23 protein-coding genes are annotated in these 26,251 nt (G+C 57.6%); 4 read left to right on the top strand and 19 right to left on the bottom strand.

The features are described 5' to 3' along the window. Window positions 1-32: 32 nt before the first annotated feature. The 7 genes from lldD to KW828_RS08725 all read right to left on the bottom strand — a co-directional run bounded on the left by lldD (window position 33) and on the right by KW828_RS08725 (window position 8,084). Window positions 33-1,217: an FMN-dependent L-lactate dehydrogenase LldD gene (lldD, locus tag KW828_RS08755; RefSeq protein WP_218336020.1), complete on the bottom strand. Its 1,185-nt coding sequence runs from the start codon at window positions 1,215-1,217 to the stop codon at window positions 33-35. Window positions 1,218-1,243: 26 nt separating this feature from the next. Then, window positions 1,244-1,987: a transcriptional regulator LldR gene (gene lldR, locus KW828_RS08750; RefSeq protein WP_218336019.1), complete on the bottom strand. Its 744-nt coding sequence runs from the start codon at window positions 1,985-1,987 to the stop codon at window positions 1,244-1,246. After that, window positions 1,984-3,639 (bottom strand): L-lactate permease, encoded by a 1,656-nt coding sequence (gene lldP, locus KW828_RS08745; protein ID WP_218336018.1) that lies wholly within the window; start codon window positions 3,637-3,639, stop codon window positions 1,984-1,986. The genes lldR and lldP overlap by 4 nt, the downstream gene beginning before the upstream one ends. Before the next feature lie 275 nt (window positions 3,640-3,914). Further along, window positions 3,915-4,277: a YibL family ribosome-associated protein gene (locus KW828_RS08740; RefSeq protein ID WP_218336017.1), complete on the bottom strand. Its 363-nt coding sequence runs from the start codon at window positions 4,275-4,277 to the stop codon at window positions 3,915-3,917. 59 nt (window positions 4,278-4,336) lie between these two features. Beyond that, window positions 4,337-4,927, bottom strand: a complete 591-nt coding sequence (gene mtlR / locus KW828_RS08735) for a mannitol operon repressor MtlR (protein WP_218336016.1) — start codon at window positions 4,925-4,927, stop codon at window positions 4,337-4,339. Further along, window positions 4,924-6,072 (bottom strand): mannitol-1-phosphate 5-dehydrogenase, encoded by a 1,149-nt coding sequence (mtlD, locus tag KW828_RS08730; RefSeq protein WP_218336015.1) that lies wholly within the window; start codon window positions 6,070-6,072, stop codon window positions 4,924-4,926. The genes mtlR and mtlD overlap by 4 nt, the downstream gene beginning before the upstream one ends. A gap of 104 nt (window positions 6,073-6,176) precedes the next feature. Then, window positions 6,177-8,084, bottom strand: a complete 1,908-nt coding sequence (locus KW828_RS08725; RefSeq protein ID WP_218336014.1) for a PTS mannitol transporter subunit IICBA — start codon at window positions 8,082-8,084, stop codon at window positions 6,177-6,179. Window positions 8,085-8,597: 513 nt separating this feature from the next. Here KW828_RS08725 and KW828_RS08720 point away from each other — a divergent pair. The 3 genes from KW828_RS08720 (at window position 8,598) to selB (ending at window position 12,531) form a co-directional block, all read left to right on the top strand. Further along, the gene (locus KW828_RS08720; protein ID WP_218336013.1) at window positions 8,598-9,206 is read left to right on the top strand and encodes a glutathione S-transferase; all 609 of its coding nucleotides are present in this window, start codon (window positions 8,598-8,600) and stop codon (window positions 9,204-9,206) included. Window positions 9,207-9,298: 92 nt separating this feature from the next. After that, a complete protein-coding gene (gene selA / locus KW828_RS08715) occupies window positions 9,299-10,687 on the top strand; it encodes an L-seryl-tRNA(Sec) selenium transferase (protein WP_218336012.1) in 1,389 nt (462 codons plus the stop codon). Then, window positions 10,684-12,531, top strand: coding sequence for a selenocysteine-specific translation elongation factor (gene selB / locus KW828_RS08710; RefSeq protein WP_218336011.1), 1,848 nt, complete (start codon window positions 10,684-10,686; stop codon window positions 12,529-12,531). Before selA ends, selB begins: the two co-directional genes overlap by 4 nt. A gap of 14 nt (window positions 12,532-12,545) precedes the next feature. On the opposite strand, the gene KW828_RS08705 is transcribed toward selB, so the two are convergent. The 4 genes from KW828_RS08705 to KW828_RS08690 form a co-directional block, all read right to left on the bottom strand. Then, window positions 12,546-13,427 carry an ROK family protein gene (locus KW828_RS08705; protein WP_218336010.1) on the bottom strand — a complete coding sequence of 294 codons (882 nt, stop codon included), beginning with the start codon at window positions 13,425-13,427 and terminating at the stop codon, window positions 12,546-12,548. 119 nt (window positions 13,428-13,546) lie between these two features. After that, the gene (locus KW828_RS08700) at window positions 13,547-13,858 is read right to left on the bottom strand and encodes a hypothetical protein (RefSeq protein ID WP_218336009.1); all 312 of its coding nucleotides are present in this window, start codon (window positions 13,856-13,858) and stop codon (window positions 13,547-13,549) included. A 67-nt stretch (window positions 13,859-13,925) separates the two neighbouring features. Continuing rightward, entirely contained in the window at window positions 13,926-15,881 is a 1,956-nt protein-coding gene (locus tag KW828_RS08695) for a glycoside hydrolase family 127 protein (RefSeq protein ID WP_218336092.1), read from the bottom strand. A 10-nt stretch (window positions 15,882-15,891) separates the two neighbouring features. Then, the gene (locus KW828_RS08690; protein WP_218336008.1) at window positions 15,892-17,292 is read right to left on the bottom strand and encodes an MFS transporter; all 1,401 of its coding nucleotides are present in this window, start codon (window positions 17,290-17,292) and stop codon (window positions 15,892-15,894) included. A gap of 255 nt (window positions 17,293-17,547) precedes the next feature. Here KW828_RS08690 and KW828_RS08685 point away from each other — a divergent pair, with 255 nt between their 5' ends. Continuing rightward, the gene (locus KW828_RS08685) at window positions 17,548-18,363 is read left to right on the top strand and encodes a helix-turn-helix domain-containing protein (RefSeq protein ID WP_218336007.1); all 816 of its coding nucleotides are present in this window, start codon (window positions 17,548-17,550) and stop codon (window positions 18,361-18,363) included. A 2-nt stretch (window positions 18,364-18,365) separates the two neighbouring features. Here KW828_RS08685 and araD read toward each other — a convergent pair whose 3' ends face one another. The 8 genes from araD to yiaK all read right to left on the bottom strand — a co-directional run bounded on the left by araD (window position 18,366) and on the right by yiaK (window position 26,107). Then, entirely contained in the window at window positions 18,366-19,061 is a 696-nt protein-coding gene (gene araD, locus KW828_RS08680; RefSeq protein WP_218336006.1) for an L-ribulose-5-phosphate 4-epimerase, read from the bottom strand. Further along, window positions 19,055-19,915, bottom strand: coding sequence for an L-ribulose-5-phosphate 3-epimerase (locus KW828_RS08675; RefSeq protein WP_218336005.1), 861 nt, complete (start codon window positions 19,913-19,915; stop codon window positions 19,055-19,057). The genes araD and KW828_RS08675 overlap by 7 nt, the downstream gene beginning before the upstream one ends. Beyond that, window positions 19,915-20,571 carry a 3-keto-L-gulonate-6-phosphate decarboxylase UlaD gene (ulaD, locus tag KW828_RS08670; RefSeq protein WP_218336004.1) on the bottom strand — a complete coding sequence of 219 codons (657 nt, stop codon included), beginning with the start codon at window positions 20,569-20,571 and terminating at the stop codon, window positions 19,915-19,917. Before ulaD ends, KW828_RS08675 begins: the two co-directional genes overlap by 1 nt. After that, window positions 20,568-22,073 carry an FGGY-family carbohydrate kinase gene (locus KW828_RS08665; RefSeq protein ID WP_218336003.1) on the bottom strand — a complete coding sequence of 502 codons (1,506 nt, stop codon included), beginning with the start codon at window positions 22,071-22,073 and terminating at the stop codon, window positions 20,568-20,570. Before KW828_RS08665 ends, ulaD begins: the two co-directional genes overlap by 4 nt. Window positions 22,074-22,283: 210 nt before the next feature. Next, complete coding sequence (locus tag KW828_RS08660) at window positions 22,284-23,612, bottom strand: MFS transporter (RefSeq protein ID WP_218336002.1); 1,329 nt, start codon at window positions 23,610-23,612, stop codon at window positions 22,284-22,286. Between the two features lie 57 nt (window positions 23,613-23,669). After that, window positions 23,670-24,602, bottom strand: coding sequence for a DUF4862 family protein (locus tag KW828_RS08655; protein WP_218336001.1), 933 nt, complete (start codon window positions 24,600-24,602; stop codon window positions 23,670-23,672). 27 nt (window positions 24,603-24,629) lie between these two features. After that, window positions 24,630-25,097 carry a YhcH/YjgK/YiaL family protein gene (locus KW828_RS08650; RefSeq protein ID WP_218336000.1) on the bottom strand — a complete coding sequence of 156 codons (468 nt, stop codon included), beginning with the start codon at window positions 25,095-25,097 and terminating at the stop codon, window positions 24,630-24,632. Between the two features lie 11 nt (window positions 25,098-25,108). After that, window positions 25,109-26,107, bottom strand: coding sequence for a 3-dehydro-L-gulonate 2-dehydrogenase (yiaK, locus tag KW828_RS08645; RefSeq protein ID WP_218335999.1), 999 nt, complete (start codon window positions 26,105-26,107; stop codon window positions 25,109-25,111). Between the last annotated feature and the right edge of the window lie 144 nt (window positions 26,108-26,251).

The following is a 26,251-nucleotide window of genomic DNA, read 5'->3' as shown; positions in this document are numbered from 1 at the left end:
CCCCTCAAGAATGGCGGGCAGCATAGCAAAAATCAGGCGGCATCGCCTGTTTTCACCGGCGCAAACACCGATTCATGCTCAACGTTCTGCACCAGCGAGTCGCGGCTGATTTCGCTTATCGAACGTGCGCCGGTTAACGTCATCGCCACGCGCATCTCTTTTTCGATCAGGTTCAGCAGGTTCGCCACTCCCGCCTGACCGTGGGTCGCCAGCGCATACAGATAGGCACGGCCCAGCAGCACGGTATCTGCGCCCAGGGCGATCATTCGCACCACGTCCAGCCCGTTACGGATGCCGCTGTCTGCGAGGATCGCGATGTCACCTTTCACCGCATCGGCAATCGCCGGCAGCGCGCGGGCAGACGAGAGCACGCCGTCCAGCTGACGCCCGCCGTGGTTCGACACCACAATGCCGTCTGCGCCAAAACGAACCGCATCGCGCGCATCGTCTGCATCGAGGATCCCCTTGATCACCATCGGGCCGTCCCAGAATTCGCGGATCCACTCCAGGTCTTTCCAGGAGATGGACGGATCGAAGTTATTCGCCAGCCAGCCAATATAATCCTCCAGTCCGGTCGGCTTGCCGAGGTAAGTGGAGATGTTGCCCAGATCGTGAGGGCGACCATTAACGCCGACGTCCCACGCCCACTGCGGATGTGTTACCGCCTGCCAGTAACGGCGCATCGCCGCGTTGGCACCGCTCATACCGGAATGCGCATCCCGGTAGCGTGCGCCCGGTGTCGGCATATCGACGGTAAACACCAGCGTTGAACATCCTGCCGCTTTGGCGCGCTCCAGCGCGTTTCGCATAAACCCGCGATCCCGCAGCACGTACAGCTGGAACCACATCGGACGCTTAATCGTCGGGGCGACCTCTTCAATCGGGCAGACGGATACCGTCGACAGGGTGAAAGGGATGCCTTTGGCATCGGCTGCCGCGGCCGCCTGCACTTCGCCGCGCCGCGCGTACATGCCGCACAGCCCCACCGGGGCCAGCGCCACCGGCATCGACAACTTTTCGTTAAACAGCGTGGTTTCCAGGCTCAGATCGGACATGTTTTTCAGCACGCGCTGGCGCAGCGCCACCTGCGAGAGATCTTCCACGTTGCGGCGCAGCGTATATTCCGCGTAGGCACCGCCATCGATGTAATGGAAAAGAAAGGGCGGCAGGATACGCTGTGCTGCGGCACGGTAATCACTGGCTGCGGAAATAATCATGGGTTTCTCCCTGACAGTTCATTGGGTTAACCGGGCAGGCGAGTGATGCGCGCCTGGCGGGCCTGATCCTCATCGAATCGTTTAATGGTGGTATGCACAAATTCCAGATGCAGCATCATCGCCTTACGCGCGCCGTCGGCGTCACCGGCCATAATGGCATCCATTACCGCCTGATGCTGTTCGGTGAGCTGCGCGAACACCGGCGGCACGAAATACATCCGCTGGCGGCTCTGTTTCACCGACAGTTGCAGCAGATCGAAGAAGCCGCGCATGGTCTGCAACAGCACCACATTGTGGGACGCTTCAGCGATGGCTAAGTGAAAGCGCACATCCGCCTGCGAGGCCAGATCCGGGTCATCACTCAGGGTGGCATCAAAGCAGAGCTGAATTTTTTCTTTATCTGCGGCGGTGGCGCGCAGGGCGGCATGCCAGGCCGTGCTCGCCTCAATCGCATGGCGGGCTTCCAGAATGTCGAAGCTGTAATCCGGATCGTCCGCCATCAGCGTTTTTAGCGGATAGACAATGTTTTGCTCGGACCAGTCTTCCTGCGGCCAGTGCACAAAAGTGCCGCCGCCGCGTCGGCTGAGCAGCACGCCTTCACTGATAAGCTTCGCAATCGCCTCCCGCAGGGAATTGCGGGAGACGCCCAACTGCGCCGCCAGCTTGCGCTCGGCGGGCAAGCGCGCCCCTGGCTCAAGCTGCTGTTCATCTATCAGCGCACGCAAGCGATCGGCGATGGTGTCGGACAGACGCACGGGCATCACTATCATGGGATCATCCAGGTCAGAACGTAGGCTTGTAGTGTCGTGATCACCCCCACCATGCAGGTGAAAATCAGGCTGTGTTTAACGGTAAAGCGGAACAGGTCGGATTCTTTGCCCACCAGTCCCACCGCTGCGCAGGCGATGGCGATAGACTGCGGCGAAATCATCTTGCCAGTCACGCCGCCGGTGGTGTTCGCCGCCACCAGCAGCACATCCGAGACGCCGATTTGCTGGGCGGCGGTCGCCTGCAGCGCAGCAAAAAGCGCGTTTGATGAGGTATCGGAGCCGGTCAGGAACACCCCCAGCCAGCCGAGGAACGGCGAGAAAAAGGTAAACGCATGACCGGTATGGGAAAGTGCCAGCGCCAGCGTTGAGGACAGCCCGGAATAGTTGGAGATAAACGCGAACGCCAGCACCATGCCAATGGAGTAAATCGGCAGCGCCAGCTCTTTCAGCGTGCTGCCGAAGGTGACGAGCGCGTCTTTCGGTTTCATGCGCAACCAGACGATGGAGATCAGCGCTGCGAACAGAATGGCCGTGCCGGTGGCAGAGAACCAGTCGAATTTATACACCGCCGCATAAGGCGTGGCCGCGTTCACCACCGGCGGCATACGCGCCACCAGCTTATCCAGATGCGGCACAGAAATGTTGATCACCCAGTCATACATCGCGCCGCCCGGCGCAAACAGCGCTTTGAACGGCGGAATACTCCACAGGGTAACGGTGGCGGTCAAAAACAGGAACGGTGACCAGGCGCGCAGGATTTGCCCGCGGGAGTAGTGTTTCGGCGTAACGGCGGCATCCCCCGCAGTGGCATTCACATCGTCAAAGCGGAAAATACGCACCGGCTGCCAGCGACGCAGGAACAGCGTCAGGCATACCAGCGAAACCAGCGACGAGATAATGTCCGGCAGTTCCGGCCCGATAAAGTTAGAGCTGAGGTACTGGGCGATGGCAAAGGAGCCGCCTGCCACCATCACCGCCGGCCAGGTTTCCTTCACGCCGCGCCAGCCGTCCATAATCGCCATGATCCAGAACAGCACGATGATCGTCAGGAACGGCAACTGGCGGCCCACCATCTGGCCGATTTCAAAGCTGTCCAGCCCGGTCACCTGGCCTGCCACGAGGATCGGGATGCCCATCGCGCCAAAGGCCACCGGCGCGGTGTTCACGATCAGGCAAAGCCCGGCGGCATAGAGTGGTTTAAAGCCCAGCCCCACCAGCAACGCGGCGGTAATGGCGACCGGCGCGCCAAAGCCGGCGGCCCCTTCCAGAAAGGCCCCGAACGAGAAGCCGACGATCAGCATTTGCAGGCGCTGGTCCGGTGTAATCGAAAGGATGGATGAGCGGATGATCTCGAACTGCCCGGTTTTGACCGAGATTTTATAGACGAAAACTGCCGCGATGATGATCCACGCAATCGGCCACAGGCCGTAAAAGAAGCCGTACACCACCGAGGCGAGCGCGTTGTCCACCGGCATATCGTAGAAGAACAGCGCAACGGCCAGCGCGATGGCTACTGTCCAGCTGGCGGCGATATAGCCTTTCAGCTTGAGCTGAATTAAGGCAAAGAAGAAAAACAGGATCGGTAACGAGGCGATAAGGCTCGACAGCCACAGATTCCCTGCCGGATCGTAGTTTTGTTGCCAGAGGCTCATGGAGATCTCCTGAGGGCCATTCATCCTGTCGCGCGGTGAGTCTGCGCTCAGCTTCGCGTCACATTGTCTGTAAAAGTGGCCCTGCCAGTTAAGGGTTGTAGGGTTAATGACAATGAATGGTTAACCAAATGTTATTGACTGGCAATGCATGTGTAACGTGAAATTGGGGTTTTGTGAGCGAACAAAGGCTGAGGGAAAGAATTGGTAGGACCACATCAGGCGGGGAACACAGATAAAACCTCTCCCGCCGGTGGGGAGAGGTCAGAAAGCGGGGTTCAGAATTCGGTTTTCGAAAAGCCGGTCATCTCTTTCAGTTCCATCTCGCGACCTAGCTCGGTCATCGGATGCACCACCACCAGGCCACGCACGCTTTTCTTCAGCTTGCCCATGTCGGCCTGTTCTTTTTTGGTGATCGCGCGGCGGAACGGCATGTCTGCCAGTTTCTGCGCATCTTTGCTCAGCTTGTGCCCATGCAGGGCGCGCAGACGGGCGATTTCACCTTCCAGCGTCTCTTTTTCTTTTTCCAGCTCGGCGTATTTGTCGGCGGCTTCGGCCAGCGAGATCGCGGCCTGCTGGTGGCGGATGGCGTCAAGGCGATCGCTCAGGCGTTTAATTTCACTCTTTTCAACTTCTTTCATGACAATTGGACTCTAAATCGGGGAGATATTGCGCTAAGGATACACTAATCCGCGGGCGGTTACTTCTGAAAGGCTTTTTTCAGGCTGATACGGGAGATCAGCTCTGTCAGGGAAAGCACCATGGTGGATCGCACAATCTGTTGATAACGCTGCTTTTGCATCGCGTAGAGGTCGGCATCGCTGAGATCAAACGGCGGCGCAGGCGGCAGGGCGGCAACGCAGTGCAGCTCACCGAAGGGGCCTAAGATCTCGTCGTCAGTAAACGCGTATTCGCTGCCGTCGTGGTTCAGCTCTTCCCGCAGCGCCATCAGCAGTTCGGCGTCCTCATATTCCAGGCGGCTGATCACGCCAAGCCCGTAAATGAGTTTTAAGCGCACAGACAAATCGCCCAGCGGGCCGTCGCCGTCAAGCAGCGGCTCAACGGCATATTTCACCGCGTAATCGTCTTTGCGAAAAACCTGAAGCACCAGAATATTTACCGCTTCGGTGAGTAACTCGACGGCGGCAATCAAAAAGCTGCGTACGGTTTTGCCTGCATTAAGACGCTCAAGCACACGGTTTTCAAAGGCCTGGGTTTCTTCCATTATTGCCTGCATATCCGACAATCTGTTGTTCAGGCGCGGAAGGCTCCGCGCCGGGTTTGGCATCATGCCTTTGCGTTGTACGCGTTTACCGCCTCTGCCACGACGTCGCTCGTCGCGTCCAGACCGGAAATCTGCGCCAGCGCAGCCTGCGGGCCTTTCTCTTCTATCAGCTGTGCCAGTTCAATCGCCTGCGGATCCTGCTCGCTGCGATAGTGCATCGCCGCGGCAATGCCCAGCACCAGGTTGTGATGCGGCAGATCATATTCCAGCGTGCCCAGCAGCGGTTTGATCAGGCGATCGCCCGCGCTCAGTTTACGCAGCGGCTGACGACCAACGCGCTCCACATCATCTTTCAGATAAGGATTTTCAAAACGACCCAAAATTTTCTGGATATAGGCGGCGTGTTTCTGCGTGTCGAAACCATAACGTTTGATCAGCACCGCACCGCTTTCTACCATCGCACCTTTTACCACAGTACGGATTTTCTCGTCGAGGATGGCGTCACGGATAGTCTGCAAACCGGCCTGCTGGCCGAGATAAGCGGTAATAGCGTGACCGGTGTTCAGAGTGAACAGTTTACGTTCAACGAAGGCCATCAGGTTATCGGTCAGCTCCATACCCGCGATGGTCGGCGGCGTGCCTTTGAACTGCGTCTGGTCGACGATCCACTCGCTGAAGGTTTCCACCGTCACTTCCAGCGGATCGTTGGTGGCCGAGGCCGACGGCGGCACGATACGGTCAACGGCGGAGTCCACAAAGCCGGTATGTGCTTCTACCCAGGCTTTATCTTCTTCCGCCAGCGCGTTAAACACGTGACCTTTCAGCTGCGTGGTGCCGCGCACCATATTTTCACAGGCGATGATATTGAGCGGCGTGTCGTTACCCTGGGCTTTGCGTTTTGCCAGGCCTTTAGCGATAGCCGGGGCGATACGCTCCAGCACCACCGGGCCAACCGCCGTGGTCACCAGATCAACCTGCGCGATGAGATCGATAACCTCGTCGCCAATGCTGCTGACCGCGTTAACACCCGAAACGGTGTCCACCTGTTCATTTTCACCGACAACGTGAACCTGATAGCTATGACGGGCATTCAGGGCGTCGAGCACCGCCTGATTCACATCGGCGAATGTCAGCTCAATACCCGCGTCCGCCAGCAATTTGCCGATGAAGCCACGTCCGATATTACCTGCGCCAAAATGTAATGCTTTCATAGAATTAACCTTCATTAATGTTTTTACCCGAGAGGGCTGGGGTGAGGAGGCGAATTCTCCTCACCCTAACCCTCTCCCAATGGGAGAGGGGAAAGGGCGTAACCTTACTTGTTCAGCAGAGCCAGCACTTCTTCAACGCTCTGCGTGTGCGTCAGGCGCTCAATCACAGACTCGTCGTCCAGTGCATTGGTCAGGCTGGTGATCACCTGTACGTGCTCGTTATTACGGGCAGCAATACCGATAACCAGACGGGCAACATCATCGGCGTCATCACCGAAGCGCACGCCTTCCGGATACTGGCAGAATACCACGCCGGTCTTCAGAACACGGTCTTTCGCTTCCACCGTACCGTGCGGCACAGCGATGGACTCACCCAGATAGGTCGGGGTCAGTTTTTCGCGATCCAGCATCGCCTGCACATATTCCGGCTCAACGTAGCCGCCTTTTACCAGTTGCTCACCGGCAAAAATAATGGCTTCTTCTTTAGTGCTCGCCGTGCGGCCCAGGAAGATGTTTTCTGCGCCCAGACGGAACAGGTGGCTGTTACTTTCGTCGAAGCTGTCCTGCAGGCTGGTGCGGACTTTTTCTTCATTCTGCAGATGGCGCTGCGCGACAACCAGACGCTCCGTCAGGCTGGTATACAGGCCGCTGTCGAGGAAGTTGGTCAGCGAAATATGCTGTGCCTGCGGTACCTGACGCATCGCGCGCTCAGTGAGGTCGCGGTGCGTGATCACCAGGTCAACATCCGGTGGCAGGTTGTTGATCGCGCTGTTGGTCACGGAGATGTTAGTCAGCCCCGCATCCTGCACTTTCTTACGCAGCACGCCTGCGCCCATGGCGCTGGAACCCATACCGGCATCACAGGCGACGATGATTTTACGTACATGGCTCAGGTCGTTGGACACTTCGCCCGCCGTCAGCGGAGAGGCACCTTTAGACTCGGCTTTCATGTCCTGCATGCGACGGGTCGCGGCTTCAATATCGTCTTCTTCTTTCACTTTGCTGGTTTTCAGCAGAATGGCGGAGATCACGAAAGAGACGGCCAGCGCGGCGAAAATCGCGGCGAGGTTAGCAAAATAAGCACCTTTCGGAGTCATCGCCAGTACCGCCAGGATAGAACCCGGAGACGCCGGAGATACCAGACCACCGCCCAGCACGTTCAGCGTAAACACGCCAGTCATACCGCCGAGGATCACCGCGATCAGCAGACGCGGGTTCATCAGCACATACGGGAAGTAAATTTCGTGGATACCACCCAGGAAGTGGATGATTGCCGCGCCGCCCGCAGACTGTTTAGCGCTACCGCGACCGAAGAATATATAGGCCAGCAGTACGCCCATACCCGGACCCGGGTTGGCTTCAATCAGGAAGAAGATGGACTTGCCGAGATCGTGAGACTGCTGAATACCCAACGGCGAGAAGATACCGTGGTTGATGGCGTTGTTGAGGAACAGGATTTTCGCCGGTTCAACAAAGATGGACGCCAGCGGCAGCATGTCATGGACAACCATGAAGTTAACGCCCGCCGCCAGTACTTTAGACAGCACTTCAACCGCCGGGCCAATGCCGAGGAACGCCAGAATGGCGAGGATCATACCGATGATGCCAGCGGAGAAGTTATTCACCAGCATTTCGAAACCGGATTTGATCTTACCGTCTACCGCGGCATCAAATTTCTTGATGCACAGACCGCCCAGCGGACCAGCAATCATGGCACCGAGGAACATCGGCATATCTGCGCCAACGATAACGCCCATGGTGGTGATAGCACCCACTACGCCGCCACGCTCGCCACCAACCAGACGCCCACCGGTATAACCGATCAGCAGTGGCAGCAGATACGTAATCATCGGGCCGACGAGTTTCGCCAGCGTTTCGTTCGGTAACCATCCCGTTGGAATAAACAGTGCGGTGATAATACCCCAGGCGATAAACGCGCCGATGTTGGGCATCACCATATTGCTAAGGAATCGACCAAAGCTTTGCACTTTGATCTTAATATCGGATGACATAAAACACCCCTTCTTATGTTTGCTATCGCACAGGCCGGAAGCCCGAGGTTTGTTGTTAATGTGGCGGCAGAGGTAGCCGGACCCATGATGTGTGTGAGGCGAAATCTGGCACCGAATCGTCTTTCTGTCCAGATCGTGACCTTTGGTGTGATCTAAATCACATAAACATAGGGTGTGACCGGTAATTTGACGTGATCTGAATCACAAAATACTTGTGTAAAAAAAGAACAATGACGAAAAATCATGCCCCAATTGGGGGTTAATGTGATTTTAATCACATTTTTATGTGGCGACTTTGTTGTTAATTTGTGATTTGTATCACAAGAAATTTTTGCCAGGCGTTTTCTGACTGTGCTCAAAGACAAACTGTGTTGTGCGCGTCGCCGCCGGATGTAACTTCCTTACACGCCTCACACCCTACGAAACCGAGTTTTCACATTTATGAAGGCTCGCCTGCCTTTTGCGCGACGGTGGGCCATAATGATCTTTTCACAGGCGATTAAGGACCCGGCCATGAAACTGATCGGCAGTTATACCAGCCCCTTTGTGCGAAAGATTTCCGTGATTTTGCTGGAAAAAGGCATCACCTTCGAATTCGTCAATGAACTGCCCTATAACGCAGAGAATGGCGTTTCACAATTCAATCCGCTCGGCAAAGTGCCTGCGCTGGTCACTGACGACGGCGAAACCTGGTTTGATTCGCCGATTATTGCGGAATATCTGGAACAGCTGGGTATGGCACCTGCGCTGCTGCCCACCGATGCGAAAGCCGCATTGCGGGTGCGCCAGCTGGAAGCACTGGCGGACGGCATTATGGATGCGGCGCTGACCTCCGTGCGCGAGCAGACCCGTCCGGCAGCGCAGCAGTCGGAAAGCGAACTGGTGCGCCAGCGGGAAAAAATCAGCCGCGCGCTCGATGCGCTTGAACAATACGCCGCCAACGGCGTGTTGCAGTCGCAGTCCCTCGATCTGGCGAACATCGCCGTCGCCTGCGCAATCGGCTATCTGAACTTCCGCCGCGTCTCGCCGGGCTGGTGCGTCGAGCGCCCGCAGCTGGTGAAGCTGGTGGAAACGCTCTTCCAGCGCGAAAGCTTTGCCCGCACCGAACCGCCCAAGGCTTGATACGCATTATGACAGCCTGAGCAAAGACGCTGTACAATCCCCTCACGTCGACCCCTTCCCGACGGAGGGGCCAATCACAGCAAGGCAGTGTCATGACCCCTGAAAATCGTTCCCTGTTCAGCCAGATCCCGGCAACCGACCGTTTATTGCGCGATGACGCTTTCCGCCCGCTAGTAGCGACTTTTGGTCATACGCGGGTGGTGGAAGCGTTGCGCCAGTTGCAGGACGAGGCCCGCGCCGCTATCCATGACAGCCAGACGCTGCCAGCGTGGAGCGCTGACTGGGCCGGGGCGACGCGCCAGCACCTTCATCAACAACAGCAAAGCGCCATCCGTCCGGTAATAAACCTCACCGGCACGGTGCTGCACACCAATCTCGGACGGGCATTGCAGGCGGAAGCGGCGATAGAGGCGGTGGCACAAGCCATGCGCTCCCCGGTATCGCTGGAGTACGATCTGGACGGTGCAGGGCGCGGGCATCGCGACAGCGCGCTGGCGGCCATGCTGTGTCGTCTGACGGGCGCGGAAGACGCCTGTATCGTCAATAACAACGCGGCGGCGGTGCTGTTAATGCTGGCGGCCACGGCGAGCGGCCAGGAAGTGGTGGTATCGCGGGGCGAACTGGTGGAGATTGGCGGCGCGTTCCGCATTCCGGACGTCATGCGCCAGGCGGGCTGCGTGCTGCATGAAGTCGGCACAACCAACCGCACCCATGCCAAAGATTATCGTCAGGCCATCAACGACAACACTGCGCTGCTGATGAAAGTGCATACCAGTAATTATCAGATCGAAGGCTTTACCAAAGCCGTGGACGAAGCGGAACTGGTCGCCATCGGCAACGAGCACGCCGTTCCGGTCGTCGTGGATTTGGGCAGCGGCTCGCTGGTGGATCTCAGCCAGTACGGGCTGCCGAAAGAGCCCATGCCACAGGCGCTGATCGCCGCGGGTGTCAGCCTGGTCAGCTTCTCCGGCGATAAACTGCTCGGCGGCCCGCAGGCCGGGATCATCGTCGGCAAAAAAGCGCTCATTGCCCGCCTGCAACAGCACCCGTTAAAACGTGCGCTGCGGGCCGACAAAATGACCCTCGCCGCGCTGGAGGCCACACTGCGCCTCTATCTGCATCCGGAAAAACTCACGCAGGATCTGCCGACGCTGCGCCTGCTGACCCGCGATACCGCGGCGATCCGCGCCGTGGCGGAAAAACTTCAGCCCATCCTTGCCGCGCATTTTCCTGACTTCCACGTGCAGGTGGAAGCCTGTCTGTCGCAGATTGGCAGCGGCTCGCTGCCGGTGGATCGGCTGCCGAGCGTGGCCCTCACCTTCACCCCGCAGGACGGGCGCGGTAGCAGGCTGGAAACGCTGGCGGCGCAATGGCGCACGCGCGACGTGCCGGTGATCGGCCGCATCACCGATGGCCGCCTGTGGCTCGATTTACGTTGTCTTGAGGACGAAACCCGTTTTCTGGAGATGTTACTGAAATGATTATTGCCACCGCCGGACATGTGGATCACGGCAAAACGACGCTGCTGGAAGCGATCACCGGCGTCAATGCCGACCGTCTGCCGGAAGAGAAAAAACGCGGCATGACCATCGATCTGGGTTATGCCTACTGGCCGCAGGCCGATGGCCGTGTACCGGGATTTATTGATGTGCCGGGCCATGAAAAGTTTCTCGCCAATATGCTGGCAGGCGTCGGCGGTATCGATCACGCGCTGCTGGTGGTGGCCTGTGATGATGGCGTGATGGCCCAGACCCGCGAACATCTGGCGATTTTGCAACTGACCGGACAGCCAACCCTGACCGTGGCGCTGACCAAAGCCGACCGGGTGGACGAGGCGCGCATTGCCGCCGTCCAGGACGAGGTGCGCGCCACGCTGCGCGAATACGGCTTTACCGATGCGGCGCTCTTTATCACCGCTGCGACCACCCAGCGCGGCATCGATGAACTGCGCGAGCATTTGCTGCATCTCCCGGAGCGGGAACATGTGCAGCATCAGCGTTTCCGGCTGGCGATTGACCGCGCCTTTACGGTGAAGGGCGCAGGGCTGGTGGTAACCGGCACGGCGCTGTCGGGCGATGTGCGCACCGGCGATACCCTGTGGCTGACCGGTATCAACAAACCCATGCGCGTGCGCGGTCTGCATGCGCAAAACCAGCCGGTCGATCATGCGATGGCCGGGGAGCGTATCGCCCTGAACATTACCGGCGATGCCGAAAAAGAGGCGCTCAACCGCGGCGACTGGCTGCTCAGCGAGGCGCCCACGGAGCCGTCATCCCGCGTTATTGTTGCGCTGCAAAGCCATACGCCCCTGACGCAGTGGCAGCCCTTACATATTCACCATGCCGCCAGCCATATCACCGGGCGCGTCTCGCTGCTGACCGACGATCTGGCCGAGTTGGTGCTCGACAGCCCGCTGTGGCTGGCAGACAACGATCGGCTGGTGCTGCGTGATATTTCGGCGCGCACCACGCTGGCCGGGGCGCGAGTCGTGATGCTCGATCCTCCCCGTCGTGGCAAGCGTAAAACGGCATATCTCGACTGGCTCGCCACGCTTGCCGCCGCCGGGGACGACGCCAGCGCGCTGGCCGCGCATCTGACGCGCGGTGCCGTCTCCCTCAGCCGCTTTGGCTGGGTGCGGCAGTTAAGTCGCAGTGGACTGGACGCGTTAACGCGCCATGACGGGCTGATCCAGTCGGGGGACAGCGTACTGAGTGTGGCGGTGGCCGCAGGCTGGCAGCGTAAACTGCTCGACACGCTGGCGACCTATCACGAACAGCATAAAGACGAACCCGGTCCCGGACGCGAGCGTCTGCGGCGCATGGCGCTGCCGATGGAAGACGACGCTCTGGTGCTGACGTTAATCGAGCGGATGCGTGAAAGCGGCGACATTGCCAGCCATCACGGCTGGCTGCATCTGCCGGATCATAAAGCCGGTTTCACCGAAGAACAGGCGGCGATCTGGCAGCGTGCGGCAGCGCTGTTTGCTGATGAGCCCTGGTGGGTCCGCGATCTGGCGCGGGAAACGGGTACCGATGAGCCGTTAATGCGCAGTGTATTACGACAGGCGGCGCAGCAGGGGCTGATCACCGCGATCGTAAAAGATCGCTATTACCGTAACGACCGGATCGTGGCTTTTGCCAGTATGATCCGCGAACTGGATCAGGCGCGGGGATCAACCTGTGCGGCAGATTTCCGCGATCGGCTGAACGTTGGACGTAAGCTGGCGATCCAGATCCTCGAATATTTTGACCGCATCGGCTTTACCCGCCGACGCGGCAACGACCATCTGCTGCGTGATGCGCAGCTGTTTCCGGAAAACCACTGAATCCAGCCGGGGTGTCACCCGGCTTTCACCTGCTGCTTCGCCAGCCATACCGCGCCGAGCCTGCCCGCCTGGTTACCCAGTTTGCAGGGAAGAATCGGCGCTTTCAGAAATTCCCACATCTCGAAGGTTTCCAGATGGCGATCGAGCAGCTGATAGACTTTTTCCTGCTCGCTTAACCCGCCGCCGATCAGTACCACCTGCGGGTCGTACATGGAAATCACGCTGTAAATACCGCGCGATAAAAAGCGCGCCCACTGGTTAACGGCTTCACGCAGGTGTACGTCGCTGTCCATGCGTTCGAAGATCTCTTTTCCGTGGGGCATCTCTTCGGCAGACAGCGCAAGCGCACGGCGGCACGCCTCCATCAGACCGCGGGCGGAAGCGACTTCATGCATGCTCTCGCCCTCGTTGCCGACCGGCATCACGCCAAACTCGCCCCCACGGAAATGCGATCCGCGATACAGCTCGCCGTCAAAAATGATACCGCCGCCGATACCCGTGCCCACGGTGATACAGACCACGTTATCGTAATTCCGGGCAGCCCCGCGCCAGCGCTCGCCCAGCGCCGCACAGTTAGCATCGTTTTCGACAATCACCGGCAGATCGCAGAGCCCGGCAAACAGCTCGCGCAGGTTAGTCCCGTCCATAAAATCCAGCGCCCCGGCTTTCAGGGCGATACCCGTACGGATGTTGATATAACCCGGGAAACTGACACCAACGGCGGCGATGTCGTGATCCTTCTGATACCCCTCCACCACCGCTTGCCATTTCTGCTTGAACGTCTCAATGTCGTCCGGCGTGTCATACTCGTCTGAGGTCAGCTCCTCGCCGTTCTCATCAATTACGCCATGCTTGATATGTGTGCCACCCACGTCAAAACCGATAAAAAGCTGCATAGTTTGTTTCCTGTGATACCCGCTTGCGCTAAGTATGGCTCAGGCCAACCAACGCAATGTAAAGTAAGGTAATAAACACCTTCACTCATTCTTAAATTTTGGCACGGTGGTGGAAATGCTTAATCCAGGACCGTTATTTTTAGCGGTCTGAAGCGGCTATAAATCCACAGACCAAGGCAACTTAGCGAACCGATGATGGCCGTCATGATCGCGCTCATCAGGACGCCGATAAACAGCCCGACCGGCAGCGCAAGCAGCCCATGGATATACTGCTGGTTCCAGCTCACGGTGTCGTAGCCAAAGCAGCCGAATAACCCAAAAATAAAGCCCAGCACGCCCATGGGAATGCTCAGGCCGATAAGCAGTAAACGATAAATGCTGCGGGCTTTAATACGTTTTGTATCGATCACCGCGCGGTTTTCAGTGTTCATACAACATCCTGTTGAATTTATAGAATGTTTATTATGGGCTGAATTCTCGCGCGGATCGAATGCCGCGTTACCCTTCATTAATCCAGATGCGCATTTCCCCTTCGCCACGATTCGCCCAGCTGAACCACGGAATAAACGTTAATTTCTGCGGAGTACGGCTCGCCGGGGAGGCATCGTAATGCCACAGCGGCTGCTGGTCGGCCTGTGCAGTAGTCTGTTTATAGCCATCGGTCTGGATGAGAATTTTATGCGCAAAAATCCCCTTGCCCGTAATCGCGGTAAAGACGCTCTCTTTCGGCAGCCAGAGGTTATGCAGCTCCTCGCCGTTATCGGCCTGCTCCAGACAATAAATCAACGGACCGCGCTGTACGGCGACTTTACCAGCCTGATGGCGCACCAGCGGGTTGCCATACACCCGCCGCACAGGCATTGGCAACGTCAGGGACACCGTATCACCTTCCTGCCAGACACGATGAAGATGCAGATAACCTTTGCGGATCTCACCGGCGACCGGTTCGCCATTTAGCATAATGGCAGGTTCAGGGCACCAGTCGGGCAGGCGTAACGCCAGGGTATGGGACACCGGCTCCGGCGACTCAATACGCAGGGTGAGATTTTCCTGCCAGGGAAAATTACCGCTAAGGTGTAAGCGCAGCGTCCCATCGCCGACCGGGATTTCTGCCCGGTTGCCAATGTAAAGGTTGATAAACAGCGTATCCGCCTGCGGGGTGTAAATGTAATGGCCGATAGAGGTCAGCAGACGGGCGATATTGGGTGGACAGCAGGCGCAGCCAAACCAGCGCTGGCGCACCGGCTGGATGTGGTCGTAAATATGATTAAATGGCAGCGAACGGGGCTGTACTTCCAGAGGATTAACGTAAAAGAAGTGTTTTCCGTCGAGCGCCATGCCGCCAAGCACCGTGTTATACAGCGCGCGTTCCATAACGTCGGCATACTGGCTGTCGCCTTCCATTTCCAGCATCCGCCGGGCAAACATCATCAGGCCAATGGAGGCGCAGCTCTCGGCGTACACCGTATCGTTCGGCAGATCGTAATCGTGGCTGAACGCCTCGCCCCGGCTCTGTGATCCGATACCGCCAGTAATATAGAGCTGACGACGGACCATGTTTTGCCACAAACGCAGACAATCCTGACGCTTGCCCTCATCACCGGCCAGCCGCGCCAGATGCGCCACGCCGGTCATCAGATAGACAAAACGTACCGCATGGCCGATGGCGGTGTCCTGTTCTGAAAGCGGCTTATGCGCCTGGCTATAGGCCTTGTCTTTTACCATCCACGCGGTGCCGTGATTCGGCCAGTGCCAGGTGCCGCCACGCTTTGCAAATTCGACATCATAGAAGTGCGGCTGCGTACCGCGCTGTTCCACGAACCAGGCCACCCGATCGCAATAACGTTTTTCGCCGGTCACTTCAAACAAGCGCATCAGGGCCAGTTCTATTTCCGGGTGCCCGTCGTAGCCAGGCAACTGATCCACTCCGGGGCCAAAGACACGATCAATGTGATCGGCAAGGCGGCAGGCGACATTGAGCAGCGTGCGTTTACCGGTGGCCTGGAAATAAGCCACCGCCGCTTCGATCATATGTCCGGCGGTGTACAGCTCATGGCATTCCGCCAGATTTGTCCAGCGCTCGCCAGGGGCTTTAACGGTAAACCAGGTGTTGAGATAACCGTCGTCACACTGCGCGGCAGCAATCAGCGCGATCACCTCATCGGCGGTGTTTTCCAGTTCGGCATCGGGTTTCTGGCACAGGGACCAGGCCACCGCTTCCAGCCATTTCGCCACATCGCTGTCCTGAAAAACCATACCGTAAAATTCTCCCTCCTGCAGACCGGCGGCGATGCGGAAATTCGCAATCGCATGGCTGGGATCGGCATCCGGAATACGGTCATTCAACGCATCCCACTGGTAAGGGATCACCACATTGCGCACAAGTTGCTGATACTGACCTAAAAACGGATCAGTGACCTTAAGCGTGTGCAGGTCGGTTTCCATTACATTCATCATCTTCTCCTCAGGACTGAACATGACGCTGACGCAGATCGGTGGCAATGCGCGACATCATCGGGTTATTAAGTTTGCAGGCGCGAATAGTGACGGCCAGCAGCAGGTGGAAAAGGGCGGGCAACAGGGTTTCCATCGCCGTGATGCCCTGTAGCGACGCGGCAGTTTGATTGCCTGCGCCTGGCTGGTAAGCGACGAAAATAAACAGCAGGCTGATGATCCCGGCGCTGGAGGCCCAGGCAAGCTTGATAAAAAACAGATTGAAGGCGAAGTTCATGCCGGATGAGCGCACGCCGGTTTTCCATTCACCGTAGTCATCGGAAAAGGCCATCAGTGAAAAGTGCAGCGGCAGCGTGAAGCCGAGGATCACGCCGTTACCGAGAATGACCGCCAGCCATAGTGTTTGATACGCCGGGCCGCCCGGCAAAAACCACATTCCAATAGCCAGTGCTGCCAGCACCAGGTTGGTGTAGTAATACAGTTTCACGGCATCAATACGGCGGGTCAGCGGGTTAACGATCACCGAGCCTAAAATCGAGGCGAAAGTCACCATGGTAAAGAACAGCGAGGTGTACGCCGTGCTGCCTTCTAGCACGTAGGTGATGAAATACATGTACCCACCACCGCGAATATTGAACACGTTGATCAGCAGGAATGACATCACCAGCATCAGTAACAGCTGATCGTTTTTACGCAGCCCGGCAAGGTGTTCGCGCAGGGTGAATTTACCCATCAGCGCCAGCGGCACCCGTTCACGCACCCAGAAAAAACAGCATAAGAACATCACCACGGCGAGTGCACAAAGGACACCGACACCCGCCTGGTAACCGTTGGCCGCATTGCCCTGACCGAGCACGTCAACCATCCATGGCAGGCCGACCGACACCAGGAAGCCTGCGACGCCGCACAATACAAAGCGCCAGGACTGACACGAAATCACCTCATCGTGCCGGGTCGTCATGGTATTGATCAGCGCACAATAGGGAACGTTAATCGCCGTGTAGCCCACGGAGAGCAGCAGATAGGTACCAAACGCCCAGGCAATTTTTACCCCCATGCTGGCATCCGGTACGGTGAAGGTCAGAACGCCAATAATGCCAATTGGTATGGCTACCCACAGCTGCCAGGGACGAAAGCGTCCCCAACGGCTTTGCGTACGGTCGGCAATAATGCCCATGACCGGATCGGAAATAGCATCAAAGACGCGTAAGGCGATAAACAACGTGCCGACCAGCGCCGGGGTCAGGCCAAAAATATCGGTATAAAAAAAGGTAAGGAAATTCATTATCAGGCAGGTAATAACCGTGCCGCCGGCATCGCCCAGGCCGTAACCTATTTTTTCGCGTACCGATAATATGGCGTCACGATCATGATGGGCAATATCCGTTCCGGACAGAGATGTAGAGGTCATCGATAACTCCTCGCAGCGTGGAGAGGTCGTTTTCACATTGCCCGTGAAACACCACAGGCCGTTATTATGGGTTATGACCTTATTCATTCTGCCCGGATTAGAGGCGGCAACAAGGCAACAAATAAGTATAAAAAGATGACGATCCCGACCTCATCCACAAAATGTGAAGCCGATCGGGCTGGTGGAAAATAATTCATTAATAATCAATTTATAAGCGTTTAATTACCGGTGATAAAAACAGGAAATTGAATATTCATGCTTGAATTATCCATAACACTTCCGATTAAAGTGCAAAACGGCGGGCTATTTATTTCACGCGGTGTAGGTCGCCATCCGGCGCGTAAACTGGCGTCGTGGGAGGTGATTTATGTCGAAAAGGGAACGTTGACGATCGAAGAAGAAGGGCGGCTATTTCGGGTGAACGCCGGTGAGAGTTTATTATTATGGCCGCAGCGGCGTCACGTTGGCGTGGAGGATTTTCCCGCCGATCTTAAATTCTACTGGCTGCATTTTGAAGTACAGACCAGCAACAGGATCGGTGAACCGACGCTACCGCTTGCGGTCCCTCAGCATACGACGCCCAGGGATCCGCAATATATTATTGCGTTATTCCGCCAGTTTTTAAGCGAGCAGGAAAAATTAACGCGCAGCGCCGCGCTGGAACTTATTTTATTACTGATCCTGCAACAAATAACCCTGACCGGAAGCGTTGAAAGGCAGCAGGACGATCGCGGCGTCTCTTTTGCCTGGAAAGCGCAGCAGCTTATTCGCACCCAGTTTCATCGGCCAGTTTCCACCGCCACGCTCGCGCGGGAATTACACTGCAATGCCGATTACCTCGGGCGCGTTTACCGGCGAACGTTTCACCTGACGCTGACGGAAGCGATCCACCGCCAGCGGGTGCGGGCGGCGGAAAAATTTTTACTCAGTGATGCACGTTCGCTAAAAGAGATTGCCACGCTGTGCGGTTTTAGCGACGTCGGTTATTTCAGAAAAATTTTCCGTAAGCACACCGGCTTAACGCCCGCCGTCTGGAAACGACGCTACTGCAAAGAGCATATCAACTCATAACGTTACTGCCCGTAATAGGCGTTCGCGCCATGTTTACGCAGGTAATGTTTATCCAGCAGCGCAGACTGCATCTCCGGCAGTTGCGGCGCGAGCTGGCGGGAAAACAGTCCCATACAGGCACACTCCTCCAGTACCACGGCGTTGTGCACCGCATCGGCGGCATCTTTTCCCCAGGCGAAGGGGCCGTGAGAGTGCACCAGTACCGCCGGAATGTGCTGCGGGTTGAGATCGCGTTGTGCGAAGGTTTCTATGATCACCTCCCCCGTCTGGTATTCGTACTCGCCGTGGATTTCATCGTCGGTCATCTGGCGGGTGCAGGGGATCGCCCCGTAAAAATAATCGGCATGGGTGGTGCCCCAGGCGGGCAGATCCAGCCCGGCCTGCGCCCAAATGGTGGCGTGGCGCGAGTGAGTGTGCACAATGCCGCCGATGTCCGGATAACGGCGATACAGCGCCAGATGCGTCGGCGTATCAGAGGAGGGTTTTTTACTGCCTTCCACTACCGCGCCGCTGGCGATCTCGACCACCACCATGTCTTGCGCTGTCATCACGTCGTACTCAACGCCGGAGGGTTTGATCACCATCAGCGTTCGCGTGGCATCCATGGCGCTGACGTTGCCCCAGGTAAACGTCACCAGACCATGCGCCGGTAGCGCCAGATTGGCGGCCAGCACCTCGGCTTTCAGTTGCTCTAACATGTTAATCCTCCTTCCTGCATGCGGGCTTCGATCCAGCGGCGCGCCTGGATAATCTCCAGTACCGGCTCGCTGGCTTTTTCCGTCCACATTTCAATAAGAAACGCGCCGCGATAGTTGAGTTGTTGCAGCGTGCTAAACACGTCAACGAAATCGACGCAGCCTTCGCCAAAGGGCACATCGCGGAACTGGCCGGGACTGTGCGTGGTGACCGGCTGGGTATCTTTCAGATGGATAGCCGCGATGCGGTCAATGCCGAGCGTCAGTTCAGCTGCGACATCGTTGCCCCAGGCGCTGAGGTTGCCGACGTCCGGATAGACGCTGAACCACGGCGAGGCGAGCAGTTCATCCCACTTTTTCCATTTGCTGATGGAATTCATAAAAGCGGTGTCCATGATTTCCACCGCCAGCATCACCTGAGCGGCGGCGGCCTGTTCGACGGCCCACGCCAGCCCCTCGGCAAAGCGCTGCTGGGTGCCGTCATCATGCGTTTCGTAGTAGACGTCGTACCCGGCAAGCTGAATGGTGCGGATCCCCAGATCACGCGCCAGGCGGATAGCTTTGGTCATGATCTCTCGGGCGCGCAGGCGAACGTTTTCGTCGCGACTGCCGAACGGAAAACGGCGGTGCGCCGACAGACACATCGATGGAATGGCGACGCCGGTTTCCAGCATTGCCTCCACCAGGGATGCGCGTTGGGCGGTGCTCCAGTCGAGGCGCGCCAGGCGTTCGTCGGTTTCATCCACCGACATTTCGACAAAATCGAAGCCGCAGCTTTTCGCCAGCACCAGCCGCTCCGGCCAGCGCAGATCTTTGGGCAGGGCTTTTTCATAAATGCCTAACGGATGGCTGCGCATCAGCGATCTCCCCAGATGTCACGGATGTGTGCGTGGAATTCCCCGGCGACCTGTGCCGGATGGGTAGCGCCAGCCAGCGCGCGTCCGGCAATAAAGGCTTTGACGTTGATGTCACGGAACAGCGGCAGATCGGCAGGTGTAATGCCGCCGGTGACGGAGAGTTCAAGGCCAATGTCAGACAGCGCTTTCATACGCGCTAAATCCGCGTCGCCCCACTGCTGACCGCTGGCCTGCGCATCGCGTCCCCGGTGATAAATAGCCTGGCGCACGCCTGTACGATGCCAGGCGCGGGCATCCTCCAGCGTCCAGTTGCCGAACAGTTCGATCTGGATCTCCCTGCCCATTGACTGCGCCACGGCATGCCCTTTTTCTACGGTGGCGAGGGGCGCGGCGCAGATGATGGTCATCCAGTCAGCGCCCGCCGTAAACGCCTGCCCGGCGAGGGTTTCCCCGGCGTCGGCGACCTTCCAGTCAGCGACGATAATATTATCCGGGCACTGCTCTCGCAGAGCGCGCACAGCGTTCAGCCCTTCACTGAGGCACAAGATGGTGCCGGCTTCGACAATATCGACATGGTCCTGTAACAGCGCGGCATCGCGCAGGGCAGCCGCAAGGCGGGTGTGATCGAGCGCCAGTTGCAGTAGTGGTCGGCTCATAGGGTGTGCTCCTTAATACGGGCATGAAAGCCCTGAAGTGCTTCAATCAACAGTTGATAGTGGTGATATTTGCGCTGATATGCGGCGTAGGCGGCCATCTCCGGCATCAGGGTGCGGATCTCGTGCCGCAGGCGGTGCTGCGCGTCGCGGAAAGTGGTGTACAGGCCGGTGCCCACCTGGGCGGCCAGCGCCGCACCGAAGCAGCCCGTCTCTTCCAGTTGTGGTAATTCCACCGGCAGACCGCTGACGTTCGCCAGCATCTGCATCCAGACGTCAGAACGGGCAGGTCCGCCGGTCACACGCAGCACGCGCACATCGCGAAAGCGCTCGCGCATGCGGGTGAGATGCGTCATATGGCTGAACACCACGCCTTCATACACCGCCTGCAACAAATGGGCGCGGGTGTGCAGCGCCTGCATACCGTAGAAACCGCTGGTCATATCCAGCCCGGCGTTGCTGCCGTAAAGAAACGGCAGGAAAAACAGATCGCTGCCCGCGGGCGGCAGGGTGGCGACGGCCTGATTGATCTCTGCAAACGGCATCGCGCCCCACTGGCTGGTCAGCCATTCGAGATTGCCGGAAGACGTGGGGCTGGCTTCATGGACGATGTACTGATCGTCGTTAACAAAGCGACCATAGACATAGGGGTGGGCTTCGTTATCCCGCAATCCTCCGGTGATGCCGCTGGTTACTGCCCAGGTGCCCATCACCGCGTTAAGCTGATGCTCATCTTTCAGACCCGCGCAGAGTGCGGTGGAAACCACATCAAACAAGCCACCGACGACGGGCGTACCCGCCGCCAGACCGGTTATGGCGGCTGCCTGAGCGGTGATTTCCCCGCAAATTTGTGCCGATCCCACAATTGGCGGCAGGGCGGCGTCAATTTCGCTGATGCCGAGCCAGCGGGTGAGCTGTGGATCGTAAGATCCGCAAGACATGTTGTAGAGGTTGGACTCGGAGATATTGCTCTCTTCGCAGCCCTTTTCGGCGGTCAGGCACCAGCGCAGATAATCATGGCCCATCATTACGCAGCCGATTTTCGCGTAGCGCGCAGGCTCGTGCTCTTTGATCCAGCGCAGTAGCGAGGCCGGATGTCCGGTCCACAACGTCTGTCGGGTATGCGGATAGAGCCGTTGCGGAATGCCATCCTGTTGCCAGCGGCGGACGATCTCCAGCGCGCGACGGTCGGATGACAGGATGGCGTGGCCCAGTGGACGGTCCTCTTTATCCAGCAGAAACAGGCCTTTACCCTGTGCGGAAATACCCACGCCCTGGATTTGCTCGCCGGTGACGCCGGTGCGTTGCAGCAAGCGGGCGATAGTGGCGGCGCAGTGTTGCCACAAATCGTGCAGGTCGCGCTCCGCACGGCCAGGTTTTTCACTCAGCGTGTGCAGCGGCTGGCGTTCGATGCTGTGCTCGTTGCCATGGCGGTCATACAGCCCTGCTTTCAGGTAAGTGCCGCCACAATCAATACCCAGCCAGAAGGGCTGTTTGTTATTCATACTGATACCTCTGTTACGGTGCACGCGTTGCCGGGTGGCGCTTCGCTTACCCGGCCTACTGTTTGGCGTTGCCGGGAGGTGCTTTGCTTACCCGGCCTACTGTTTGGCGTTGCCGGGTGGTGCTTCGCTTACCCGGTCTGTGGTTTGGTGGTGTTGCCGGGTGGTGTGGACGTTGTAGGCCCGGCAAGCTTGCGCCGCCGGGCGTTGCCGTTACGCCGCATGCTTACGCTGGCTGAGGTTCGGTTTTGACGGAGCGCGGGCCACATCGCACTTGGCGGGCAGCAGCAGCGCCATCAGTGCCGCCAGCGCCAGCGACACGGCCAGGCAGTAAACGCCCGCGTCTTTGCTGTAGAGCGTGATCAGCACGCCGACGGCATAGGGGCCGCAGAAGCCGCCAAGATTCCCCAGCGCATTGATCACCCCGCGCGCGCCACCGGCCATTTCGGCGCTGAACAGGCGGGCCGGAATGGTCCAGAACACCCCTGCGGCGGATTGCAGGAAAAAGCCGCAGCCGACCAGCGCCGAATAAGACAGCCAGACGTTGTCTTTCAGCGCGACCGACAGGAACATGCACAGCGAAAAGCCGATCAGCGGCAGGGAAACGAACAGCTTGCGCTTGCCGGTTTTGTCCGACAGGGAAGAAAACAGGAACATCCCGGCAATCGCCCCGACGTAAGGCAGAATGGCGAGCATTCCCACCTGGCCCATGGTGGAGTGGGTCAGCTCTTTCAGGATGGTGGGCAGCCACAGGGTATAGCCGTAAATGCCGGTCTGATAGAAGAAGTTAAGGGCAATCAGCTGCCACATGGTTTTATCCGCCAGCACCGCGCTCAGGGAGGCATTGCGCACTTCTTTTCCGGCGATAGCGCGCTGCTCGGCAGCCAGCGTGTCGACAAGGTAGTTTTTCTCGGCGTCGCTTATCCAGCGGGCTTCCTGTGGACGGTCATAAACGGTTAACGCCCACAGCACCAGCACCAGCAACGAGAGCAAGCCTTCAATAATAAACAGCCAGCGCCAGTCGAGAACGGTAATGATCCAGCCGGAAAGTGGCGCGGTGACGATCCCGGCTATAGGCACGAACATGATAACGATGGCGTTTGCCCGTCCACGCTCGGCGTCGGGGAACCAGTTGCTGATCATCGTCAGCACCACCGGCAACATTCCCCCTTCGGCAACGCCGAGCAGAAAACGCAGCACCAGCAGTTGATACTGATTAGTGATAAGGCCAGTGAGTACGGAGATCACCGCCCAGGCTACCAGCGACCAGCCTATAAACTTTTTACCGCTGCCGTGCACGGCGATTTTGCCGCCGGGGACCTGCAAAAAGAGATAGCCAATGAAAAATATCCCACCAGCCAGCCCCGCCATGGTGGCGGAAATACCGAGTTCGGCATCCATACCGCCCGGCATTGCAAAAGCAATATTGACCCGATCCATATAAGAAATAATACAGGCAATGAGTATGGGGGGAATAATTCGCAGCCAGCGCTGGCGCGGGATAATATTACGTTCAGATGTAGGTGTAGAGGAAGTGTTCATCGTTGTCGTCTCATTAAAAACGGGAGTTATGATTAAGGTATTGGCGTTATTTTTTTATTATTGTGTGGCATTAATTAACGCAGTAATGCCATCGCGTAATATCGCAATCCGATGGTCAACATCAGCATTAGCATTAATTTCCAGCAGCTTGATACCGGAAAAAAGTAACGCTGCGGGCGGCGCCGCATTAAATAATTCTCGCGCCCGCTCTGCCGTTAATAAACTTTCCGGGCAGAAGGGGGCGAAAGGCGCATGCAGATCCTGCCAGTCACCGTATGGGCCATTTTCACTGGTGCCGGAAAACATCAGGGCGCTGAATTTCCCGGCGGCCTGGGCGGTGTGGACATGGGCGAGCGGCAAGTCGGCGCTGCGGCCTTCGATGGCGGAACGCGCCCAGTTAATGCACAGGCTGACGTTAAGATCGGCAATGCAGTCCAGCACCGCATCCAGCGGCAGGAAACCCTTGCGCGGCGCGGTCTGCGTCATGGCATCGCAGTGTTCCAGTACCAGCTCGCACGACCAGTCCCAGCTGGCTATCTCGTTGATGGAGCGGGAAAAGGCATCGCGGGCGTCGGCCACGCTGGCATTGCCCGCCTGCGGCGCGGCCTGGAGTTCAAGAGCGATGATCTTGTTCGCCTGCGCCTCATTGATGTCGTTGATTTTGCTGTGCAGATGGCGGTAATAGGCCACACAAGCACGGCGCTGCGCTTCATCGGCGGAGGCGAGGCCAAATCCACCGTTACCGGCGCGGCGACGCATGGTTTCCATCACCGCCGTCACCACAATCTGCCAGTCGGCGGGCGTGTGTTTCAGTAACCATGCATCGCCATACGGATGTAAATTTTCCAGGCAGGGCTGTTCGATGCCGCGAATATGCGGCGTGTCGGCAAGTTGCCGCCAGAAGGTAGCCTCCTCATGTTCATTTTTCTGGTGAAACGACGGCGCGCAGGGATACGCGCCGATAATATAACCGGCGTCAGGGTTTTGCATTTTATGGCTCCTGCCTGTCAGGCGGAATTAATTCAGTGCGCTGAGTGCTACTTTTACGACAATTTTTCGAATTGGCGTGGCGCTGCTTTTATTACAGCCAGGGCGATGTACATCCTGTGGGAAAAATATCGCATAACTGCCCGGCACCATTTCAAAAAAGAATTCGTTTTCGCTGTGGTGATAAAAAATAATATCGCGCTCGGTTAATAAGGATTCGCTAATCACGTTATTGCCGGTGTCGATCGCCAGACCTATTTTTTCTTCGCCCCACGCCAGAAACTGAATATCCAGATACTGGCGGTGGACTTCCGGGCGGATCTCCTCTTTGGGCCGGGTAGTGAGATCGATAATCTGCGCAAAGATGTTTTTGCCGTCGATTTCCACCACGCCCGGCGGCAGGGCGCGAAAATCGGTGGTACGCAGAAATTCGAGGGCGGTTTCAATCGCTGCCGGCAGGCGGCAGGGATTAGGTTGAGCAATATGACCGAAAAGCATGATCAGCCTCCTTACAGCGCCTGGATTTTTTCCCATACGCTGTCATCTACGGTGATGCCGTGACGACGATTTTCTTGCGCAAGGCGTGTGAATTCGTGCCCCGGCAGACGGATAGCGACGTTTTCATCGGCGCGTTCGGCGCTGGTGATGTAGTCCATGATGCGTTGCAGCTTGGCTTCTTTTGATGCGCCGTCGATCAGGCGATCGACTTCAATGGCGATGAAAATCTGCGAGATGCCGTACTCATCGCGATTATCCTCGGTCACTTCAGCCACCGATGCGCCGTCTGACAGCAGGGTGGCGATCATGTCCAGCACAATGGATAAGCCTGAGCCTTTCCAGTAGCCCATCGGCAGAATGCGGCGGTTTTTCTCAATGGGGGCCGGATCGCGGGTCAGGTTTCCGGCATCGTCAAAGCCGCCGTCCACCGGTAGCTGACGCCCTGCCAGGCGGTTCACTTCCAGCATGCCGTAAGAGAACATCGACATCGACATGTCCACCATGGTGATCGGGCTGGACGGAATGGCGACGATCAGCGGGTTAGTGCCGATGCGGCACTCGGTCGCGCCCCATGGCGGCATGACGGCTATCGAGTTGGTCCAGCAAATACCGATATAGCCTTTCTCCGCTGCCTGCCAGCCGTAGCTGCCGCCGCGCATCCAGTGGTTGGCGTTTCGCACCGCCACCAGTCCAATGCCGTGGTCGGCGGCCAGCGCCGTGGCGCGATCCATCATTTTTTTAGCAGTAAGGTTGCCGATGGAGCGCTGCGCGTCCCACTGTTCAATTGCGCCCAGGCTGACGATCCGCTTCGCCTCGGCGTCCGGAATAATGTCGCCGTTATCAAGTTGCTGAATAAAACGTGGGAAGCGGTTCACGCCGTGGGAAGAGACGCCGGATTCGGTGGTGCGCGCAAACATCTCTGCGCAGGCCTCTGCGGTGTCGGCGTTAACACCGCGCGCCAGCAGCACCCGACTGAACGCCTCTTTTAACTGTTCAAAGCTCACTTTCATGCCGTAGGACTCCTGTTTTTGGGTGGGCAATTGATCGCTTTTTTCTCGCTAAATTTCACTATGCGAAATCTGATTTCAAATATAGCGATCACTTTTTAACAAAGCAATCGACAGCGTCATTTGTGATATTCTTCAAAATCAGTT

Source organism: Enterobacter sp. ENT03, assembly GCF_019218745.1.
In the GTDB taxonomy this organism is placed as follows: domain Bacteria; phylum Pseudomonadota; class Gammaproteobacteria; order Enterobacterales; family Enterobacteriaceae; genus Enterobacter_D.
The sequence above is the reverse complement of the archived record's forward strand: the minus strand, read 5'-3'. Positions and strand labels throughout refer to the sequence as shown.

Bases quoted from the DNA above. Each gene is read 5' to 3' on its own strand.
- lldP (WP_218336018.1), bottom strand. From the start codon at position 3,639: ATGAGCCTCTGGCAACAAAACTACGATCCGGCAGGGAATCTGTGGCTG.
- KW828_RS08690 (WP_218336008.1), bottom strand. From the start codon at position 17,292: ATGACCTCTACATCTCTGTCCGGAACGGATATTGCCCATCATGATCGT.
- selB (WP_218336011.1), top strand. From the start codon at position 10,684: ATGATTATTGCCACCGCCGGACATGTGGATCACGGCAAAACGACGCTG.
- KW828_RS08650 (WP_218336000.1), bottom strand. From the start codon at position 25,097: ATGCTTTTCGGTCATATTGCTCAACCTAATCCCTGCCGCCTGCCGGCA.
- yiaK (WP_218335999.1), bottom strand. From the start codon at position 26,107: ATGAAAGTGAGCTTTGAACAGTTAAAAGAGGCGTTCAGTCGGGTGCTG.
- KW828_RS08720 (WP_218336013.1), top strand. From the start codon at position 8,598: ATGAAACTGATCGGCAGTTATACCAGCCCCTTTGTGCGAAAGATTTCC.
- KW828_RS08685 (WP_218336007.1), top strand. From the start codon at position 17,548: ATGCTTGAATTATCCATAACACTTCCGATTAAAGTGCAAAACGGCGGG.
- KW828_RS08660 (WP_218336002.1), bottom strand. From the start codon at position 23,612: ATGAACACTTCCTCTACACCTACATCTGAACGTAATATTATCCCGCGC.
- KW828_RS08655 (WP_218336001.1), bottom strand. From the start codon at position 24,602: ATGCAAAACCCTGACGCCGGTTATATTATCGGCGCGTATCCCTGCGCG.
- KW828_RS08665 (WP_218336003.1), bottom strand. From the start codon at position 22,073: ATGAATAACAAACAGCCCTTCTGGCTGGGTATTGATTGTGGCGGCACT.
- ulaD (WP_218336004.1), bottom strand. From the start codon at position 20,571: ATGAGCCGACCACTACTGCAACTGGCGCTCGATCACACCCGCCTTGCG.
- lldR (WP_218336019.1), bottom strand. From the start codon at position 1,987: ATGATAGTGATGCCCGTGCGTCTGTCCGACACCATCGCCGATCGCTTG.
- lldD (WP_218336020.1), bottom strand. From the start codon at position 1,217: ATGATTATTTCCGCAGCCAGTGATTACCGTGCCGCAGCACAGCGTATC.
- KW828_RS08675 (WP_218336005.1), bottom strand. From the start codon at position 19,915: ATGCGCAGCCATCCGTTAGGCATTTATGAAAAAGCCCTGCCCAAAGAT.
- mtlD (WP_218336015.1), bottom strand. From the start codon at position 6,072: ATGAAAGCATTACATTTTGGCGCAGGTAATATCGGACGTGGCTTCATC.
- araD (WP_218336006.1), bottom strand. From the start codon at position 19,061: ATGTTAGAGCAACTGAAAGCCGAGGTGCTGGCCGCCAATCTGGCGCTA.
- KW828_RS08705 (WP_218336010.1), bottom strand. From the start codon at position 13,427: ATGCAGCTTTTTATCGGTTTTGACGTGGGTGGCACACATATCAAGCAT.
- KW828_RS08740 (WP_218336017.1), bottom strand. From the start codon at position 4,277: ATGAAAGAAGTTGAAAAGAGTGAAATTAAACGCCTGAGCGATCGCCTT.
- KW828_RS08700 (WP_218336009.1), bottom strand. From the start codon at position 13,858: ATGAACACTGAAAACCGCGCGGTGATCGATACAAAACGTATTAAAGCC.
- KW828_RS08695 (WP_218336092.1), bottom strand. From the start codon at position 15,881: ATGAATGTAATGGAAACCGACCTGCACACGCTTAAGGTCACTGATCCG.
- KW828_RS08725 (WP_218336014.1), bottom strand. From the start codon at position 8,084: ATGTCATCCGATATTAAGATCAAAGTGCAAAGCTTTGGTCGATTCCTT.
- mtlR (WP_218336016.1), bottom strand. From the start codon at position 4,927: ATGATGCCAAACCCGGCGCGGAGCCTTCCGCGCCTGAACAACAGATTG.
- selA (WP_218336012.1), top strand. From the start codon at position 9,299: ATGACCCCTGAAAATCGTTCCCTGTTCAGCCAGATCCCGGCAACCGAC.